Below are 17,749 nucleotides of genomic sequence, written 5' to 3'. Positions count from 1 at the left end.
TTATAAAAACTAGTTAAGTGTTTAGCATTTGATAAAAGATAAGTATCTTAAATTTTGCCAATTAATTCGTTTATTTTATGAAATATGCCCATAGCCTAGCCTTATTAATTCTCCTGGTTGTCTGTAGCTGTAATGAAAGAACAACCACATCAGTTACTGAGCAAAAAGAGGCTTCTCCTTTGTATAGCCAAGAAATGAAGACAATGCTTACTAAGCTTAAAACTGCAGCCAAAAATTACCAGCAAAAATCAGATGAAATTAAGGCCTCCAATGATTCTTTATATAAGGCGGTTGGATCTGCTTACCAAAACTTTATTGACAAAAGTACGTTTCTAATAAAAAAACAAAATGAGTTGCTTCAAAAACAACTGATACTCGAAGAAAAGCTGTTAGAAAACACTAAACCTACTGAAGAATTAAAAGCTGATCGCAAAATTATTAATAAAGATTTTGAACTGCTTAAAGAAGCCTATAAGCAATTGCAACAAAGTTTTGAAGATTTGGAATATAATTTAAATTCACCACACGCAGAAGAATACTCCGTAGAAGAAACTTAAACAATGAAACGCCTTATTAAAATACTTACTTTTTTACTACTACTTCCTTTTACTTCAGCAATTCTTGCGCAAGAAGAGGTCACCATCAATTCAAACAATATCAACTTAAGCGGTACCTTATTAAATCCTAAGAACACGAAGACAGTGGTATTACTTATTTCGGGGTCCGGTAATACCGATCGAAATGGAAATTCGCTAGTGGGAACCACCTTGTTAGAAAATAACAGCCTTAAAATGGTTGCCGAAGCTCTATTTGAAAAAAACATCGCATCTCTACGATACGATAAAAGAGGGATAGGAAAAAGTAATACTACCTCTATCAAAGAAGAAACCTTAACTTTTGATATGTTTGTAAATGATGCCATAGCATGGGTTCACTTTTTATCCGAGCGGTATTCCAAAATCATTATTGCCGGGCATAGTCAAGGAGGTTTGGTAGCTATCTTAGCCGCTCAAAAGACTAACGTAACCAAAATCATAACATTGGCCGGTTTAGGCGATTCTGCCTACAATACGCTTAAAACACAACTCCAAAATCAACCGAAATTTGTAACCGATACAGCGCTTCCTATCTTAGATAAGATTAAAGCTGGTCAAAAAGTGGATAGTATTCCTCCTTATTTAATGAGTGTTTTTAGACCGCAAATCCAAAACTATCTTCAATCCTTTTTAAGTTATGATCCTAAATCAGAAATTGAGAAGCTATCCATACCCGCTTTAATCGTTCAGGGGACAACTGATATCCAAATTAGTGTTGAAAATGCTAAAACACTAGCTGAAGGCAATGAAAAAGCGGAGTTACTTATTATAGAAGGTATGAATCATGTACTCAAAGATGCTGAATCTGACAGAACAAAGAATTTAAAAACTTATAGTAACCCTGATTTACCTTTACACCCTTCTCTTATGCCACCAATCATAGCATTTATTGAAAAAGCTTCTTAAAAATTATATAAGGTTGTAAGTGGTATATTAGTTTATCAATATCTTGTACCTAAAAATGAAAACAGTTTTACACCCCGCAGCACAAAGAGGACACGCCAATCACGGATGGTTAGACTCTTACCATTCTTTTAGTTTTGCCAACTATTATGACCCCAACAAAATAAACTTCGGAGTACTTCGAGTTTTAAATGACGATACCGTTTCTGGCGGTATGGGATTTGGCAAACACCCACACGAAAATATGGAAATCATATCCATACCTTTAGAAGGCGATCTAGAACATCAAGACAGTATGGGTAACACTACGGTAATTAAATCTGGAGACATACAGGTGATGAGCGCTGGGACTGGTGTTTTTCATAGTGAATACAATAAAAACAAAGATCAACCCGTCAAGTTTTTACAAATCTGGGTAATCCCGAACCAAAAGAATGTGACACCCAGATATGATCAAATAAGCATCAAATCTGAAGACTATCAAAACAAACTTCTACAAATTCTTTCTCCTAATCCTGACGATGAAGGCGTGTGGATCTATCAAAACGCCTGGTTTTATATGGCCTCATTGTCCAAGGATAAATCCTTATCGTATAAAATTAAGAAAGAAGCTAATGGAATCTACCTTTTTGTGTTAGAAGGACAACTAACTATAGTAGATAATATATTAAACACTAGAGATGCAATTGGTATTTGGGACAATGGCGAGGAGTTAGAAATTAAAGCCAAAGAAGACTCTAAATTTCTATTAATGGATATCCCTATGCTTCTGGAATAACATCAAAGCACTTAAAAAAGCCCATATTTTCATACGTTCATTTGGTTTTCTATTATTCAGTTTACAAATAACTGAATAAAAGGCTTGTCAATAGATGAGATTTAGTTGTTTTTGATTAAAATATTCGTAACTAAAGTGCGTATTTATTGAAAAATATTAAATCAAAAGTTGTAATACACCTCATATGTTACCAAATCGTTAAAGAATTGTTTTTTTACACTCTTTTGTATTTTTATCTAAAATTCATAAAAAACGATTTTTTTTTACATTAAAATCATGCTTTCTTCAATAAGTGATTCTAAGTTCGTAAAGTTTAGCCCAAAATGTTGCAGAATAAAAACACAAAAATCGCTTAAACTACCGTTATACAAGGGATTGGAAGCTTTTCAAGTTGTTTTCTATTGAACTTTTTAGATACATTTGCACCAGAATTTAAAACGGGAAACAAAAATTTAATAACAACAACAAAAAAGTTCAAGTCATGTTAAAAAAACTTTCATTTTTACTAGTATTATCTATCGGGTTTATCGCTTGTGAGTCAGAATCAGTTGAAGAAGCAGTATTGATTCAAAATGATGATCAAGAAATCGAAAACGAAAACGATAATGACGGTGAAGTTGATATCTATATCGACGGAAACAAAGGTTTATAAGAATTAATACGATATACTCTTTTATAATTTAGAGTTAGCCACGAAAGTTAAGGAGAGTTTTTAGTATTTTAGAGGGAATGCAATTTTGCATTCCCTTTTTTATTTTTACAACCCAACTTATGAAGACTTCTACAACAAAATTCATTTTCATTTATGGCGTAATATCTATAATCTCTTTCCACTCTACTTCAGCACAAGAAAATCTAGAAGCTAAGTACAAAGAATTCGATTTTTGGAAAGGAGAATGGCAAGTGTATAAACATAATACAGACACGCTTGTTGGTTACAATACCATCACTACAATTGTTGATGATAAAGCGTTAGAGGAAAACTACAGCTCCTATAAGACCAATTTTAAAGGAGTCAGTTTAACAAAATACAACCCAAAACTAGACCGCTGGGAACAGTTCTGGGTGGATACTAGTGGAGTTACCCTTTTCCTAAAAGGGAATTATATTGACAATGCCATGGTATTACAGGATACTACTAAGACATCCCTTAATAAAATAATTTGGAAACCTATCAATAATAATGAGGTTCGACAGACTTGGTATCAAAGTAATGACCAAGGTAAAACCTGGGTTATAGTGTTTGATGGTGATTATAAACCAGTAAAATAACTAGATTACTTTACCATATAAATCAAAATCCTCAGCTTCATAAATTTCAACCTTAGTAAACTCTCCGGTTTTTAAGTATTGCTGGGTTGCGTCAATAAGCACTTCGTTATCCACATCCGGAGAATCAAATTCAGTACGTGCGATATAATAATTACCTTCCTTGCGATCCACTAACACCTTAAAAGTTTTACCTATTTTTTCTTGGTTCAACTCCCAAGATATTTGAGATTGAATATCCATGATTTCGTTTGCTCTTTGCATTTTCACCTCCTCGGGTACATCATCTTCGAGATTGAAGGCGTGTGTATTTTCTTCGTGAGAGTAGGTAAAACAACCCAATCGCTCAAATCGCATCTCTTTAACCCACTGTTTTAAGGTATTAAAATCTTCTTCTGTTTCACCGGGATACCCTACAATAAGTGTGGTACGAATAGCCATCTCAGGTACAGCTTCTCTAAACTCTTGCAATAGCTTAGTGGTTTTTGCTTTTGTCGTTCCACGACGCATAGATTTCAAAATAGGATCTGCAATATGTTGTAATGGTATGTCGATATAATTACAAATTTTGGACTCAGCACGCATAACTTCTAATACATCCATTGGAAAACCTGTAGGAAATGCATAATGTAATCGAATCCAATCTATTCCATCAACTGCTACTAAAGCCTTTAATAAATCTGCTAATTTTCTTTCCTTATATAAGTCTAAACCATAATAAGTAAGGTCTTGTGCGATCAAAATTAATTCTTTAACTCCATTTGCAGCAAGTTTCTCTGCTTCCGTAACTAAATCTTCAATGGGTGTAGATTTATGTTTACCTCTCATCAGCGGTATAGCACAAAAAGAACAAGGACGATCACAACCTTCAGCTATTTTTAGGTATGCATAATTTTTAGGTGTTGTCGTTAATCGCTCCCCAATCAACTCGTGCTTATAATCAGCACCTAAAGCTTTCAAAAGTCCAGGTAATTCTGTTGTTCCAAAATATTGATCTACATTAGGAATTTCCTTTTCTAAATCTGGTTTATAACGCTCAGACAAACATCCAGTAACGAATACCTTATCAACTTCACCTTCTTCTTTTTGCTGCACATATTGTAAAATAGTATTAATTGACTCTTCCTTTGCGTTAGCAATAAAACCACACGTATTAATTACAACTATATTACCCTCTTGTTCGTGGACTACTTCTTTCTTATTAGCTCTTAGTTGTCCCATTAACACTTCACTGTCATAAACATTCTTACTACAACCTAGCGTAACTACATTAATCCTGTTCTTCTTTAAACTCTTAGTTCTCATAGCTTTATTATAAAGGTTTGCAAAGATACAATGATTCTGAAAAGTAGGAGAATTTTATTGCTAAAACCTAGTTATTCTTTCATTACAAAGATTTTCTAAAAGGTAATGGCTTAAAAAGCAAGTCTAAGTACTGCGTTTGGTGTAAATCCTAATGCTGTTCTTTCATTTTGAATCGGTAAATCCTGATCATTCAATGAATAATAGTCTCCAATTACGTTATTATTATTGGTAAGATTCCAAATAGAAACCCCTGCCTTGGCCGCAATCTTTTTGCCGATATTAAATTTATACACTGCTGAAAAATCCGCTCTAAAATAAGGAGCTAAGTTCGCAGCATTTCCCTCACCATATTGAATACTGGGTCGATCATCTACCGGCACGGATAAAGCTCTTGAAGTTGGTAACCCCGAGTGCCAATTTAATCCCAAAGAAACTTTGAGCTTATTAAAATCATAGGACGCACCCGCAGTCATTGCGTGGGTAATATTGGTGTTATTTGGAAAAACTACGTCCTCTAAATTGTCAAACGTATAATTATTGTTAGTAAAAGTGTACCCAAACCAACCATTGAAATCCATTACCTTTTTACTGATTAAAAGCTCTGCTCCATACGCATCATACGCACCAATACCATTTTCAAATTCATATTTGGTTTGAAAACCCTGACTCCTAGCCGTAATACCATCTACATTTTTATAATACCCTTCAATACTCACCAATAAATCATTTTGGTTATATGTAAGTCCAGTAGAAACTTGTTTACCTTGGATCACCGGAATATCTTGATCATTGGACAATACCCAGCGTCTTTTTTCTACACCGAGAAAATCATTTTGAAAATTAATAACCTGCGAGGTATATTGATGCTTAAACTCTCCTAAAATCTCAAATGAAAAAAAGTCATTAAACTTTCTACTCACACTCAATCGAGGCTCTACAAAGTGTCTTTTAAGCTTATCATTGTAAGTATAACGCGCCCCAACCATAAGGTTAGTGTTTTTGTCTTTGGACTTCAGTATGGCTTCTGAAAATAAAGCGTGCGCTCTTGTTACCCTTACCTTTTCATCAACAAACTGCGGGTTATCAATATCATTTAAGTTTGTGATTCCGGTTTCAATAAATTGATACCCCAACCGAAGTTTAAAGCCTGGCTTAAACGTTTGTATGGTGTTTAATGTAATTCCGGTTTCTGAAACTTTGTTTTCTTGCAAAAATCGTTGATCTTCTACAAGATTAACATTTTCTGCCTTTAATTGATAATCGGTATTGTAGACCTGTAGATTCGTAGAAAAACGGTCCGTCCATTGTCGATCATAGTTAAGGCCACCTGCAATACTATTTTGAAGTATACTACTTTGTCTTGAGGTAAAATTACCGGAGACTACTGCGTTTTCCAAAAAAACCAATTCATTACTTAACAGCAAAAAGTTAACCCTTAATTTATCTTTGGGAGAAGCGGCATAGTTCCACCTTACATTAGTGTCATAAAAATCAAAATTAAGGTTAGAACTACTTCCATTACCAGGAGTGTTCACTATTTCGGTATTTTGTTTTATCCGATCAAAATAGGACGAGTAGGTCGGGGTTTCTATGAATTCACTTATTGCTTTTCTACCTGTGATCTGAAGTGTCCCATTTTTTCCGGTGGGTATTTCCGCAAAAACATTGCTATTGATAAGATTGGTCCCTACACTTAATTGCAAGCTATCGCTAATGCTTTGGGCTGTATTCATCAAAATAGTTCCAGAAACTCCGTCGGTATACTGTGCACTACTACCATTTTTAATTATGGTAGCTTCTTTAATGGTGTTAGGATTAAAAACTGAAATCAAACCAAAAAAATGACCCGATTGATACATTTTTATACCATCCCATAAAATCAAATTTTGATCGTGTGTTCCTCCTCGCACATTTATATTAGAAACCGTTTCATCAATACTCTGTATACCAGGCAAGGTTTGTATAGTTTGCAGAACATCAGTTTCTATAAGTCCTGGAAGGATACCAAAATCTGAATAATCCAATTGAATACCTCCATCACTGGTTTTACTAATTCCTCTTGTGATTAAGTTCCTTAGCACAATTTCGTTTAAACTTTCCGTGATTTGTTGTGTGTAAATGGTAAGACATTCCTCTTCTGAAAATTGATTTGGTAAGAGGGTAACCTGTCGATAACCTAAATACTTAACGACGATCTTTTCATTAGGATCTCTTATGTCTAACTCAAAATAACCTTTGCTATTGGTAATAACGGAATTTGTATCCCCCTGAACCGTAGCATATGATAAAACAAACTCTGATCCTGACTCCTTGACATATCCACAAATAGTACGATTATATTCCTTTTGCTTAACTACCACAAAATTATTGGTTATGATTTCGTACGAAAGACCGGTATTTGCCTGCAAGTATTGTAGCACCTCTTTAAAAGACAAATCCTTGTCAGGAACTTCAATTTGTATGTCCCTAACAAGGCTATCTGCATAAGTAAACTGATACTCAAAACGGTTTTCGAGAAGTAAAAAAACCTCTGAGAGTGGTTTAGTAGTATTGCTTTCTTGCGAAAAACCTACGAAACCTATAAAATACACAAGTAATAGACTAAAAAGTCTATGCCTATTTACTTGTCGTAATAGTAATATTTTTCGTGTTATCAACAGTATAGCTTAAATCTAATGGTAAAGTTATAGATTTTAGGCCATCTTCTAAACTATTATGCACAAAACCTCCTGTAAAAATTTGGTTTTGATTGATATTCTTCAAATCGATGTTAACGTTATATTGTCTTTCAAATTCACGTATGACTTGAATGTAAGGAATACTCTTAAAAGTCGTTCGATTGTTAATCCAACCAGGAACTTTCTCTGGCGTTTTATCAAAATAATGTTTTCCATCGATAATTCTAAATCGGCTTCCTGCCGGTAGATTTACGGATTCGTGATCGCTAAGCGTTAAATTAACTAATCCTTCATAGCAATGTACCTCGAAAAAGCCTATTCTGCTCTTCACATTAAATTTGGTTCCTAATACGGTAACCGTACCCTCCTCCGTAACCACATCAAATCTTTTTCCTTTTGCAACTTTGAAATAGGCTTCACCTTTGAGACGTAAACTCCTTTGATTTTGCCAATTATTGCCATTATATTCTATTTCAGAATCTGCATTTAATACAACTTCTGAGTTGTCTGGAAGAACAACCTCCTGTTTTTGAGCTAGTGGAGCACTTACGCGATCATTGAATGGGTTAATTACTAAAAAGCCAATACCCAACATTATCACAAATACAGCAACAATCTTTAATACTAAACCTAAGGAAGACTTTTTCTCCTTCTTTGGAACCAGTGTGCGTGCTTCTTCATATCTTTTATAAAAAGATTCGATATCAGCGACATCTGTAAACTCAGAAGCCTTGAAATACTTTGCTGCTTCAACAACTCTTAGATGATCTTTATAGTCATCTTGCTGCTCGAAAGCAGTTCTTTCTGCATCCGTCAATTCGTCGGCTAACCACTTGCGTATAAGATTATCTTTTTCCATCTTTTTATAACTCTGTTCTATCTATATAACAACTGAAAATCAAATACTCCTTTTTTTATTTGAAAATTTTTATTTAAATCCTTCTATTTCCTCCTTTAATTTATTATAGGCAGTATAAATTCGATTTTCGATTGCCTTTCTTGTAGTACCCAGCATTTCAGCTATTTCAGCATGTTTTTTTCCTTCTACTTTGTTCATCAAAAACGCCGTTCTCTGATCCTCTGTTAATTTACTAAGTGCTTTTTGATATTTCTTTAGAAATTGTTTTTGCTCTAATAAAAACTCTGGGGATTCGTAAGTGTATTCTTTAGGTTTGTTTTCTGTATACTTTAAAACTACTTTTTGATGTTTAATTTCGTTTAACATCATATTATTAGCTACGGTAAATAAAAAACCTTTGGCCTTGGCCACGGTAACTTCTTTACATTTGTCCAATAGTTTTATAAACGCATCCTGCATTTTATCATTAGGCCCTAATGACTCCCCATATTTATAATAAAGGTAATTATGTAAATCCTTTGAATATTCTTTGTATATAGATGAAAAAATAGCCTCATCACATACATTCTTATGGAGCTCTTTTGGCATAAAACCCTTAAATTTTTAGTAAATGTAGAAAAAATTGAAAAAATTAAAGGAGTTTTAAGAACTTAGTTGTTTTTATACATGTAAGGCTATACGAAAATTAAATTAAGATGAAGAATACAAGAACTGCTATAATTTACCTTTTTTTGTCCCTAACAATACCTACTTTTATAAGTTCTTGTAGACAAGAGTCTGACACCCTAATTCAACCTTCTGAGGAGCAGGTTTTAGAGCCTAATTCTAAAACAACCAGCCTTATGGCTAAAGTTACCTTAAACGACGGGTCAATCGATAATATTATCGACAATTCTTCGTGTTTTACAGTTCAGTTACCCATAACTGTTGCTGTAGATGGTAACCAATTAGTCATTGCTTCTACAGAAGATTACTTGGCAATTGAAGAATTATTACTTCAAAATAACAGTGATCAAGTGGTTATTTCTTTTCCTATCACCCTAATCTTTTCTAATTATGAAGAAGTAATTGTTGAAAGCAGTGAAGAATTATCAGCACTAATTGAAGCGTGTACTCCTCCATTAGAGGAAGATGATAATCCAGATGATGACGATGATGACGATGAAGAAGTATTTGAAGACGAAGATGAAGATATTGAATGTATTGATTTTCAATATCCTTTCAATATAACCGTTTTTAATCCGGATACAGAAATTCTTGAAACGATACGTATAGAATCTGATGAAGAGTTATTTGCATTTGTTTCAGATCTAAATGATGACGTAATTGCAAACATCTCCTTCCCAATTACATTGGTACTATCTGATGAAAGCGAATTAGTCGTTAACTCTAATGAAGAATTAGAAATAGCTATTGAAGAAGCTTCTGATGATTGTGATGATAACGATACTACTATTTTACAATTAGAATCGGTGATTGTAGAAGATGAATGGGAAGTTCAAAAATACAAGGATAATCAAAGTAACGAAACAAGAAACTATAGAAACTTCATATTTACATTCAATCCAGACCGTACTGCCTTAGTGCGTAATACAGATACAGATGAAGAATTTGTATCTCAATGGAGCGCCTTTACGAGAGCAGATGGAAGCCTCAGAGTACAATTTGATTTTGGCGACGAACCACCATTAGACAAATTAAATATCGACTGGAATGTAAAGAAAATTAAAACCAATAGAATAATGTTGGATGAGCGAGAAGGAGAAGGTATTAGTAAAGATGAATTATTTTTTAGAAAAGTAAGATAAAAAAGGTAAGTGCGTGTAGTAGCCCTAATCATACACGCTACAACCTAAACAAATTGAAAATTATTAGCACTTAAGATATCGGGTAGGAGCTACTTTTCATACGTAATCCTAATCAATAGTGAATATCCGGTAAATCTTGCAAATGCTGATTTTGAGTATGAAGCCTTCAGAACCCTGAAGGCTTTTCCTCTTCTAAAAAATAAGGTATCCGCTTTAATTCCAATTACCGATAATCCTCTGGCATTACCCGGTATTTCGTTACTTCTTCAAATGCTTTGGCACTGCTTAATAATAGATCTTCCTTAAAAGGCTGACCTATAAACGTCAATCCTTTTGGCTCTCCCTTAGCTGAATACCCCATAGGAACTGTTAGCGCAGGGTATTTAGCAACAGCTGCATAACCTGCGTGATAATTATTAATTGAAAGTACTGCATCCAGCTGGTATGTATCAAAAAATGCATCAAAATACAGTCTTCCTACCCGTTCTAGTTCTTTTTTAATGGATTTCAACTGCGATATAGAAGTCGAATCTTCAGTTATTCCATCAAATAACTGCTGTCCATAGGGTATTCTCTGTAAACTATCCTGTAAATTAAATTGCCTAATATCAGTAACACTAAACACTGCCACTTGCTGTTCATCCTTGGTTTTAAGATAGTTTTTTAAATCCATCTTCATATCTGCACTCAACAGCGTTATAAAATCCGATAATGGCAGCTGTTTGGGTTCTATTTCAAAAACCAGTCCTCCTGATGCTTTTATTTTAGAAACCGCTCTACTATATAAGGAATCTTCAAGGAACTCCTTGACCACACCAAATCGTTTTCCTGCCAATGTTGCATTAGAAAGCTTTTCATAAAAACTATCATATACAATCTGTTGCGAAGCAGGATCATCAACGTCCTTTCCTAACATTGCCTTGTACACTATTGCGTTGTCCATAACAGTACGAGTCATAGGACCTGGTGTATCAAGTGTACTAGATATAGGCACTATTCCACTCCGACTTAAGGTACCAATTGTAGGTTTTAAACCTACCAACGAATTTTGACTAGAAGGAGAAAGTATAGATCCACTAGTTTCTGTACCGATAGCCGCTACACAAAAGTTGGCTGCTACCGCTGCACCACTACCAGAACTAGAACCACCAGATTCAAAAACCAATCTTCCATATGGATTCATAGTCTGCCCACCAATGGCACTATAGCCTACTGGACATCCTGCACATAAAAAATAAGCCCATTCGCTTAAGTTTGCTTTACCTAAGACTAATGCCTTCTGAGATTTTAATTTTTGGGTGATATAAGCATCTTTATCCACCTGATTATTTTGTAGCACCACAGCACCTGCTGTAGTGACCATTCCCTTGGCATCAATATTATCTTTTAACAAGATCGGCATTCCATAGACTGAATGTTTGTCTATGTTAGACTTATCGCTTTGATCTAAGCGGTTTGCTTGTACAATCACATCTTCATTTAAAGAAATAATCGCATTAAGCGACAATTTATTATCCGACTCGAACTTCCGTATTCTATACAGGTAAAACTTGACTAAGTCCGTATAGGTTAGCTTTCCTTGCTGTATTGATTCCTGTAACTCTGGTATACTCTTATCAAGCACTACAGGTTTAAGTTCTTGATACCGATTCGCATTAAAATCTACCATTTGCGCATTGAGTACTTCCCAAATCTTGTTTTTATCTCGCACCCGAGAATTGATAAGTTTTAAGTGCATGCGCTCCTGCTCCAGCGTTTTACTTTTTTGCAAATCCTCAGTTTCGTCATAAGCCTCCCAAAAGGGGATAGATTCTTGAGTTGATTTAATCTCTTTCTTTTGATGCTGTTGACAAGCAATCAATAAAAATATAATGACCAGGCTACTAAGGCGAGCTCCCATAACAATAAGTTTTAAATGATATGTTTCATCTAAAACTATAAAAAAAGGCAAAGTAACTAACTACTATGCCTTGATTTAACTATTTTGTAACAAAAATAAATTTACTTAAAAAAGGAATCTACAAACTCATATTTATTAAACACCTGAAGATCCTCAATACCTTCTCCTACTCCAATATACTTAACTGGTACTTTAAATTGGTCACTTATACCAATAACAACTCCTCCTTTTGCTGTACCATCTAATTTTGTAACTGCCAAAGAAGTAACCTCTGTTGCCGCAGTAAACTGCTTAGCTTGTTCAAAAGCATTTTGACCTGTAGATCCATCTAAAACTAATAAAACGTCGTGAGGAGCATCCGGAATAACTTTTTGCATTACCCGTTTCACCTTAGTAAGCTCATTCATTAAATTTACTTTGTTATGAAGTCTACCTGCGGTATCGATAATAATGACATCCGCATCTTGTGCCTTTCCTGAAGTTAATGTATCAAAAGCTACGGATGCAGGATCACTACCCATGGCTTGTTTTACGATAGGAACTTCTACCCGATCTGCCCAAACTTGTAATTGATCGATAGCCGCAGCTCTAAAGGTATCTGCAGCACCCAAAACAACTTTTAAACCTTTTTTCTTTAACTGATAGGCTAATTTACCGATTGTTGTTGTTTTGCCGACGCCATTTACTCCAACAACCATTAATACATATGGTTTTTTATCGGCAGGGATTTCAAAATCTGTAGCTTCCCCTACATTGGTTTCGGATAAAAGTCCAGCAATTTCTTCTCTTAATATCTGGTTCAATTCTTCCGTACCTAAATATTTATCTTTAGCTACCCGATCTTCAATTCTTTCGATAATTTTTATGGTAGTCTTTACCCCAACATCGCTAGTGACCAAAACTTCTTCAAGATTATCCAGTACGTCATCGTCTACTTTGGATTTACCAGCAACTGCTTTTCCTAATTTAGAAAAAAAAGAATTTTTCGTTTTCTCTAACCCCTTATCCAGTGTCTCTTTTTTATCTGTAGAAAAGATATTTTTAAAAAAACTCATTGACTAAAAAACTAAATGATTTAATATGCTTTTATAAAAAAAGAGCCATTCCAATAAAATTGAAATGGCTTCTTATTCGATATTGTTATGTGTAAAAGATTTACTTTTTGTCCAAGAAGTCATTTACAGCTTCAGGTGCCATAATAGATTCAACAAAAGTGTAAGCTCCTGTCTTTGGAGACTTAACCATTTTAATAGCTTTGGTTAATCTCTTTGATCCGGTTTGTAACGTTGCTACTGATTTCTTTGCCATGGTCCTGTTATTTTATTTCTTTATGAACTGTCATCTTCTTAAGAATAGGATTAAATTTCTTAATCTCTAATCTATCCGGAGTGTTCTTTTTATTTTTTGTCGTTATGTATCTTGATGTACCAGGTTTACCTGTAGCTTTATGCTCAGTACATTCTAATATTACCTGTACTCTATTACCTTTCTTCGCCATTGTACTATCTCTTTAAAAAAGAATTTATTTCGTTAAAAAACCTTTTGCTCTTGCTTCTTTTAAAACCGCAGAGATCCCATTTTTATTTATTGTCTTCAAAGCAGCCGTTGACACTTTTAACGTTACCCAACGATCCTCTTCTGGGATATAAAAACGTTTCTTTATTAAATTAGCATTGAATTTACGCTTTGTTTTATTCATTGCGTGAGAAACATTATTCCCTACCATTGCTTTTTTACCTGTAAGCTCGCAAACTCTTGACATCTCTTCTTATTAATTTTGTTGTTATTTCAAAACAGGGTGCAAATTAACGAATTATTTATATAACCACCAATAAAATGTTTAGCATTTTTTAGCTAATATTTTTTAACCAGGTCAAAAATAACAAAAACACGGGTTTATACCTATTTAATTAAACCTGAAACCCTACTACTTTTGAATGAGTTAGTTTAGTGAACGTGACTGACTGCTTAATTAAGGGGTAATTAAGTAGCTTATAAGTGGATCATCTTTGGTGATCCACTTTTGCTGTAACATCCAATTAAACAACAGTTAAAATTACGTCAAGATTTGTAGTGGATTAACGATTATAGTTAAAAAGTAGTGATCTTAAACTCAACAATACGCAAATAGAGCCTCATAAACACCATAATTATTGTAAATTTACTACGCTAACGTTTACTGATTATGCCATATAAAATTAATGAAACCTTACTTAGCAAACACGATATTGGAATTGGCAGTTTTTATTTCTACAATAATCTACTGATCTCTGAGATCAATGAGGGTGTTACGATGAGTGTTGATAACACTAAAGAATTATATAAACTTATTGATAAATATTACGGCAAGTCAACTCCTTTTGTGTATATCGCTAATCGAATTCATTCGTATTCGTTTGAACCCACAGGGCATTATGATTTTGAAAAAACGTTTCCTAATGCCAAAGCCCTTGCTGTTGTGGTTTATGATAAAATAAATACCCGGGCAGCAGAGTTTGAAAAAGTTTTTGTTGGACCTCCTATGGCTATTTTTAATAACGTAGATAAAGCCATTGACTGGATACAACAATATATACCAAAGGATTAAAGTTTTTATACCCTAATTAGAGATAAGACATCTAGTTACTCTCAATCTTTTCCGAACCAAGCTCCTTAAGTAACATTTCAAATGCTTTTGCCACCGCTTTCCCAATTGTTTTTTCCCTGTTATTACTGAATACAAATTTTTCAGAAAACACCTTTTCTGGGGTTGCTATGGCAATAAAAACTGTTCCAACAGCCACATCACCATCGCCTTTAAGTGGCCCTGCATTACCAGTAGTTGCTATCGCGTAATCAGACTTAAATTTTTGTTTACAAGCTGCTGCCATAGCTTGCGCTACCTCATGACTAGTGACTGAATAGTTTTCAATAATTGTAGGGTCCACTCCTAGTATATCGGTTTTGGATTGGGTTGCATAGGTTACGGCGCCTCCTTTAAAGAAAGCGGAAGCCCCTGCGTGAGAAGTTATATTTTCAGCAATTCGTCCACCCGTACAACTTTCTGCAACAGCAAGGGTAGCATTTTTTGACTTTAGCAAATTACCAATAATTAATTCGATAGGATCATCTTCGTCAAAACCTACCATTATATCACTTATCAATAATTTTAACTTCTCAATTTCTGCATCTATGCCGTTTTGAACTACAGTAAGATCCTTACCTCTGCCGGTAAGTCTTAATCGTACTCTACCAAGATTAGGTAAATAAGCCAATTTGATATAAGAAGGTAGGTTATTTTCCCAATCTTCGATTCGTTCAGCAATAGCACTTTCACCTAGCCCATAGGTCATTATAGTTTTGTGCTCGATAAAGGGTCTGTCAAACCGTTGTTGTAGCTTGGGCAGTATGGCAGAATTCATCAAGCCCTTCATCTCATAAGGAACTCCTGGTATAGAAATAAAAACTTTATGATCTTCTTCAATCCACATTCCTGGGGCTGTTCCAAATTCATTTTTAAGAATTACTGCTTTACTCGGCACTAAAGCCTGAGCCCGATTTAACGGAGAAATAGGAGTCGAAATGTATTTTTTGAACAACATTTCAATATGCGTCAGTACCTCCTTATTTTCAACTAAGGTGTCATTAAAATAACTACAAATGGTATGCTTAGTGATATCGTCTTTGGTGGGACCAAGCCCTCCGGTCAAAATAATTATATCTGCTCTTTTTCTGGCTTCATCGAGTGCATTGATAATATGCTGTCGGTCATCGCTTATCGAAGTGATCTGACAGACCTCAACACCAATCTTATTAAGTTCCTTGGCAATAAATACGGAATTGGTATCAACGATTTGACCAATTAAAATTTCATCCCCTATGGTAATTATTTCTGCAAACATCAGTCCTTAGGGTAATATATTAGCTAAAATCCTTCTTCAGATCTCCAATTGCTTTGGTAACGGTGGTCACAATATGATTTACGGTAGGTTGAATTTCTTCTTTGCTTTTTTTAGACTTTGACCAGGACTCTACTCTTTTAATTTCTGTTAGTAAGTCAATGTTAAAAAGCTGTAAATTGGGTTTCATTTTGTGCGCATATTGATAAGCTGTTGCCGCATCACCTTCATTTACTGCTTTTACCATACCATCTAAATCTGGTGGAATTTCTTCTAAAAATGTTTGTACCAACACAGCTATGAACTCTTCATCTCCTCCTGACAATTCATTTACTGCTTCTAAATTATATGCTTTATCCATTTATTTAACTTTAATTGAAAAAAATTCTTGGTTGTCAATAAAACCTTTCAGTTGATCTTCTGCTTTGACAGCCCCTACACCTGCAGGCGTTCCTGTAAATATAACATCTCCTATCTTTAAAGTGAAATATTTTGAAACATATTCTATTATTTCATCAATTTTCCAGAGCATAAATTGTGTATTTCCCTTTTGTACGATCTGCCCATTTTTTTCGAGACTAAAATCAATGTTATTAACATCTTCGAAGTTCGATTTATTGACCCACTTACCTATCACTGCTGCACCGTCAAAGGCTTTTGCTTTTTCCCAGGGTAAACCTTTTGCCTTTAATTGAGACTGCAGGTCTCTTGCTGTAAAATCAATTCCTAATCCTATTTCCTCATAATATTTATGCGCAAATTTCTTATCGATATACTTTCCTAAACGATTAATCTTAATCAATAACTCAACTTCATAATGTACATCTTGGGAAAAATCAGGAATAAAAAACGGTTGTTTTTTAACTAATATAGAAGTGTCGGGCTTCAAAAAAACTACGGGTTGATCTGGCCGTTCATTAGCCAACTCTTCTATATGTTCTGTATAATTTCGCCCGATACAAATTAGCTTCATATAGCTTTTTATTGATTTAAACTATTATTTAATTTTCGCAATCGTACAGCAGTTAGTACTTTTTTGGTATACAATGGAAAATCTGCATTTTGCAGCCAACCAAAATAACCCGGTTCCTTTTCCATTACATCTTCCACTAATTTACCTTTGTGTTTACCAAAAGCAAATACCTCCTGACCTTCCTTATTGTAGGCTATAAAACCAGCGAAATCTGCAAACTGCTTGCGCGAACTAAATTCTGCCAAGAATTTAATGTCATTTTCCAATTCTGGGTATTTATCTAGTTGCGCTTTTAACACTTCATAGGTTGCCAAGGTATCAGCTTCTGCAGAATGTGCATCTTCTAAGTTTTTATCGCAATAAAATTTATAAGCTGCAGCCAGCGTTCTTTTTTCCATCTTATGGTATATGGTCTGTACATCAACCGCTACACCATTCTTCATGTCAAAATCAATATCTGCTCGTAACAATTCTTCTGCTAACAAAGGAATGTCAAAGCGGTTAGAATTAAAACCACCTAAATCACAGCCTTTAATCATATCGTTGATCATTGGAGCCAGTTCTTTAAAAGTAGGTTCGTTGGCAACCTTGGCATCATCAATACCGTGTACTGCTGTTGTTTCTGCCGGAATTGGTATACCAGGATTCACTAGCCACGTTTTACTTTCTTTATTCCCGTTTGGGTGAATTTTAAGAATTGAAATTTCTACTATTCTATCTTTTGAAATGTTTACCCCTGTAGTTTCAAGATCGAAAAAACATATGGGTCTATTTAGTTTAAGCTCCATAATTAATTGTGTGA

General features: G+C 34.5%; 20 protein-coding genes. 7 read left to right on the top strand and 13 right to left on the bottom strand.

The window, feature by feature from the left end; translation table 11 throughout:
- The first annotated feature begins 77 nt into the window (after positions 1-77).
- The 5 genes from EV197_RS07435 to EV197_RS07420 all read left to right on the top strand — a co-directional run bounded on the left by EV197_RS07435 (position 78) and on the right by EV197_RS07420 (position 3,549).
- The gene (locus tag EV197_RS07435; RefSeq protein WP_130286088.1) at positions 78-557 is read left to right on the top strand and encodes a hypothetical protein; all 480 of its coding nucleotides are present in this window, start codon (positions 78-80) and stop codon (positions 555-557) included.
- A 3-nt stretch (positions 558-560) separates the two neighbouring features.
- On the top strand, positions 561-1,502 hold the full coding sequence (locus tag EV197_RS07430) for an alpha/beta hydrolase (protein WP_130286087.1): 942 nt from the start codon (positions 561-563) through the stop codon (positions 1,500-1,502).
- A 55-nt stretch (positions 1,503-1,557) separates the two neighbouring features.
- Entirely contained in the window at positions 1,558-2,277 is a 720-nt protein-coding gene (locus EV197_RS07425) for a pirin family protein (RefSeq protein ID WP_130286086.1), read from the top strand.
- Positions 2,278-2,758: 481 nt separating this feature from the next.
- The gene (locus EV197_RS17030) at positions 2,759-2,929 is read left to right on the top strand and encodes a hypothetical protein (protein ID WP_165389017.1); all 171 of its coding nucleotides are present in this window, start codon (positions 2,759-2,761) and stop codon (positions 2,927-2,929) included.
- A 119-nt stretch (positions 2,930-3,048) separates the two neighbouring features.
- Positions 3,049-3,549, top strand: a complete 501-nt coding sequence (locus tag EV197_RS07420) for a hypothetical protein (RefSeq protein WP_130286085.1) — start codon at positions 3,049-3,051, stop codon at positions 3,547-3,549.
- On the opposite strand, the gene rimO is transcribed toward EV197_RS07420, so the two are convergent.
- The 4 genes from rimO to EV197_RS07400 form a co-directional block, all read right to left on the bottom strand.
- Entirely contained in the window at positions 3,550-4,851 is a 1,302-nt protein-coding gene (gene rimO / locus EV197_RS07415) for a 30S ribosomal protein S12 methylthiotransferase RimO (protein ID WP_130286084.1), read from the bottom strand. It abuts the gene before it with no gap.
- Between the two features lie 110 nt (positions 4,852-4,961).
- Entirely contained in the window at positions 4,962-7,508 is a 2,547-nt protein-coding gene (locus tag EV197_RS07410; protein ID WP_165389016.1) for a TonB-dependent receptor, read from the bottom strand.
- Positions 7,468-8,388: a FecR family protein gene (locus tag EV197_RS07405; RefSeq protein WP_130286082.1), complete on the bottom strand. Its 921-nt coding sequence runs from the start codon at positions 8,386-8,388 to the stop codon at positions 7,468-7,470. The genes EV197_RS07410 and EV197_RS07405 overlap by 41 nt, the downstream gene beginning before the upstream one ends.
- Positions 8,389-8,457: 69 nt before the next feature.
- The gene (locus EV197_RS07400; protein ID WP_130286081.1) at positions 8,458-8,976 is read right to left on the bottom strand and encodes an RNA polymerase sigma factor; all 519 of its coding nucleotides are present in this window, start codon (positions 8,974-8,976) and stop codon (positions 8,458-8,460) included.
- A 107-nt stretch (positions 8,977-9,083) separates the two neighbouring features.
- On the opposite strand from EV197_RS07400, the gene EV197_RS07395 reads away from it, so the two are divergent.
- Positions 9,084-10,196: a hypothetical protein gene (locus tag EV197_RS07395; RefSeq protein WP_130286080.1), complete on the top strand. Its 1,113-nt coding sequence runs from the start codon at positions 9,084-9,086 to the stop codon at positions 10,194-10,196.
- A gap of 223 nt (positions 10,197-10,419) precedes the next feature.
- On the opposite strand, the gene EV197_RS07390 is transcribed toward EV197_RS07395, so the two are convergent.
- From EV197_RS07390 to rpmB, 5 genes are all read right to left on the bottom strand, one after another.
- The gene (locus tag EV197_RS07390; protein WP_130286079.1) at positions 10,420-12,096 is read right to left on the bottom strand and encodes an amidase family protein; all 1,677 of its coding nucleotides are present in this window, start codon (positions 12,094-12,096) and stop codon (positions 10,420-10,422) included.
- Between the two features lie 101 nt (positions 12,097-12,197).
- Positions 12,198-13,151 (bottom strand): signal recognition particle-docking protein FtsY, encoded by a 954-nt coding sequence (ftsY, locus tag EV197_RS07385; RefSeq protein WP_130286078.1) that lies wholly within the window; start codon positions 13,149-13,151, stop codon positions 12,198-12,200.
- A 100-nt stretch (positions 13,152-13,251) separates the two neighbouring features.
- A complete protein-coding gene (locus tag EV197_RS07380; RefSeq protein WP_130286077.1) occupies positions 13,252-13,404 on the bottom strand; it encodes a DUF4295 domain-containing protein in 153 nt (50 codons plus the stop codon).
- 7 nt (positions 13,405-13,411) lie between these two features.
- Positions 13,412-13,594: a 50S ribosomal protein L33 gene (gene rpmG / locus EV197_RS07375; RefSeq protein ID WP_037320242.1), complete on the bottom strand. Its 183-nt coding sequence runs from the start codon at positions 13,592-13,594 to the stop codon at positions 13,412-13,414.
- Positions 13,595-13,618: 24 nt separating this feature from the next.
- Positions 13,619-13,858 carry a 50S ribosomal protein L28 gene (gene rpmB / locus EV197_RS07370; RefSeq protein ID WP_130286076.1) on the bottom strand — a complete coding sequence of 80 codons (240 nt, stop codon included), beginning with the start codon at positions 13,856-13,858 and terminating at the stop codon, positions 13,619-13,621.
- A gap of 423 nt (positions 13,859-14,281) precedes the next feature.
- Between rpmB and EV197_RS07365 the strand changes: the two genes are divergently transcribed.
- Positions 14,282-14,683 carry a hypothetical protein gene (locus EV197_RS07365; protein WP_130286075.1) on the top strand — a complete coding sequence of 134 codons (402 nt, stop codon included), beginning with the start codon at positions 14,282-14,284 and terminating at the stop codon, positions 14,681-14,683.
- 31 nt (positions 14,684-14,714) lie between these two features.
- Here the strand turns inward: EV197_RS07365 and EV197_RS07360 are convergent, their stop codons facing one another.
- From EV197_RS07360 to EV197_RS07345, 4 genes are read right to left on the bottom strand one after another with little or no spacing between them, the layout of a single operon-like run.
- Positions 14,715-15,977: a competence/damage-inducible protein A gene (locus tag EV197_RS07360; protein ID WP_130286074.1), complete on the bottom strand. Its 1,263-nt coding sequence runs from the start codon at positions 15,975-15,977 to the stop codon at positions 14,715-14,717.
- Positions 15,978-15,996: 19 nt separating this feature from the next.
- Positions 15,997-16,335: an Hpt domain-containing protein gene (locus EV197_RS07355; RefSeq protein WP_130286073.1), complete on the bottom strand. Its 339-nt coding sequence runs from the start codon at positions 16,333-16,335 to the stop codon at positions 15,997-15,999.
- Entirely contained in the window at positions 16,336-16,947 is a 612-nt protein-coding gene (locus tag EV197_RS07350; RefSeq protein WP_130286072.1) for a fumarylacetoacetate hydrolase family protein, read from the bottom strand.
- An 8-nt stretch (positions 16,948-16,955) separates the two neighbouring features.
- The gene (locus EV197_RS07345) at positions 16,956-17,735 is read right to left on the bottom strand and encodes a 3'-5' exonuclease (protein WP_130286071.1); all 780 of its coding nucleotides are present in this window, start codon (positions 17,733-17,735) and stop codon (positions 16,956-16,958) included.
- Between the last annotated feature and the right edge of the window lie 14 nt (positions 17,736-17,749).

Origin of the sequence: Aquimarina brevivitae (assembly GCF_004216895.1) — a bacterium.
Classification (GTDB): domain Bacteria; phylum Bacteroidota; class Bacteroidia; order Flavobacteriales; family Flavobacteriaceae; genus Aquimarina; species Aquimarina brevivitae.
The sequence above is the reverse complement of the archived record's forward strand: the minus strand, read 5'-3'. Positions and strand labels throughout refer to the sequence as shown.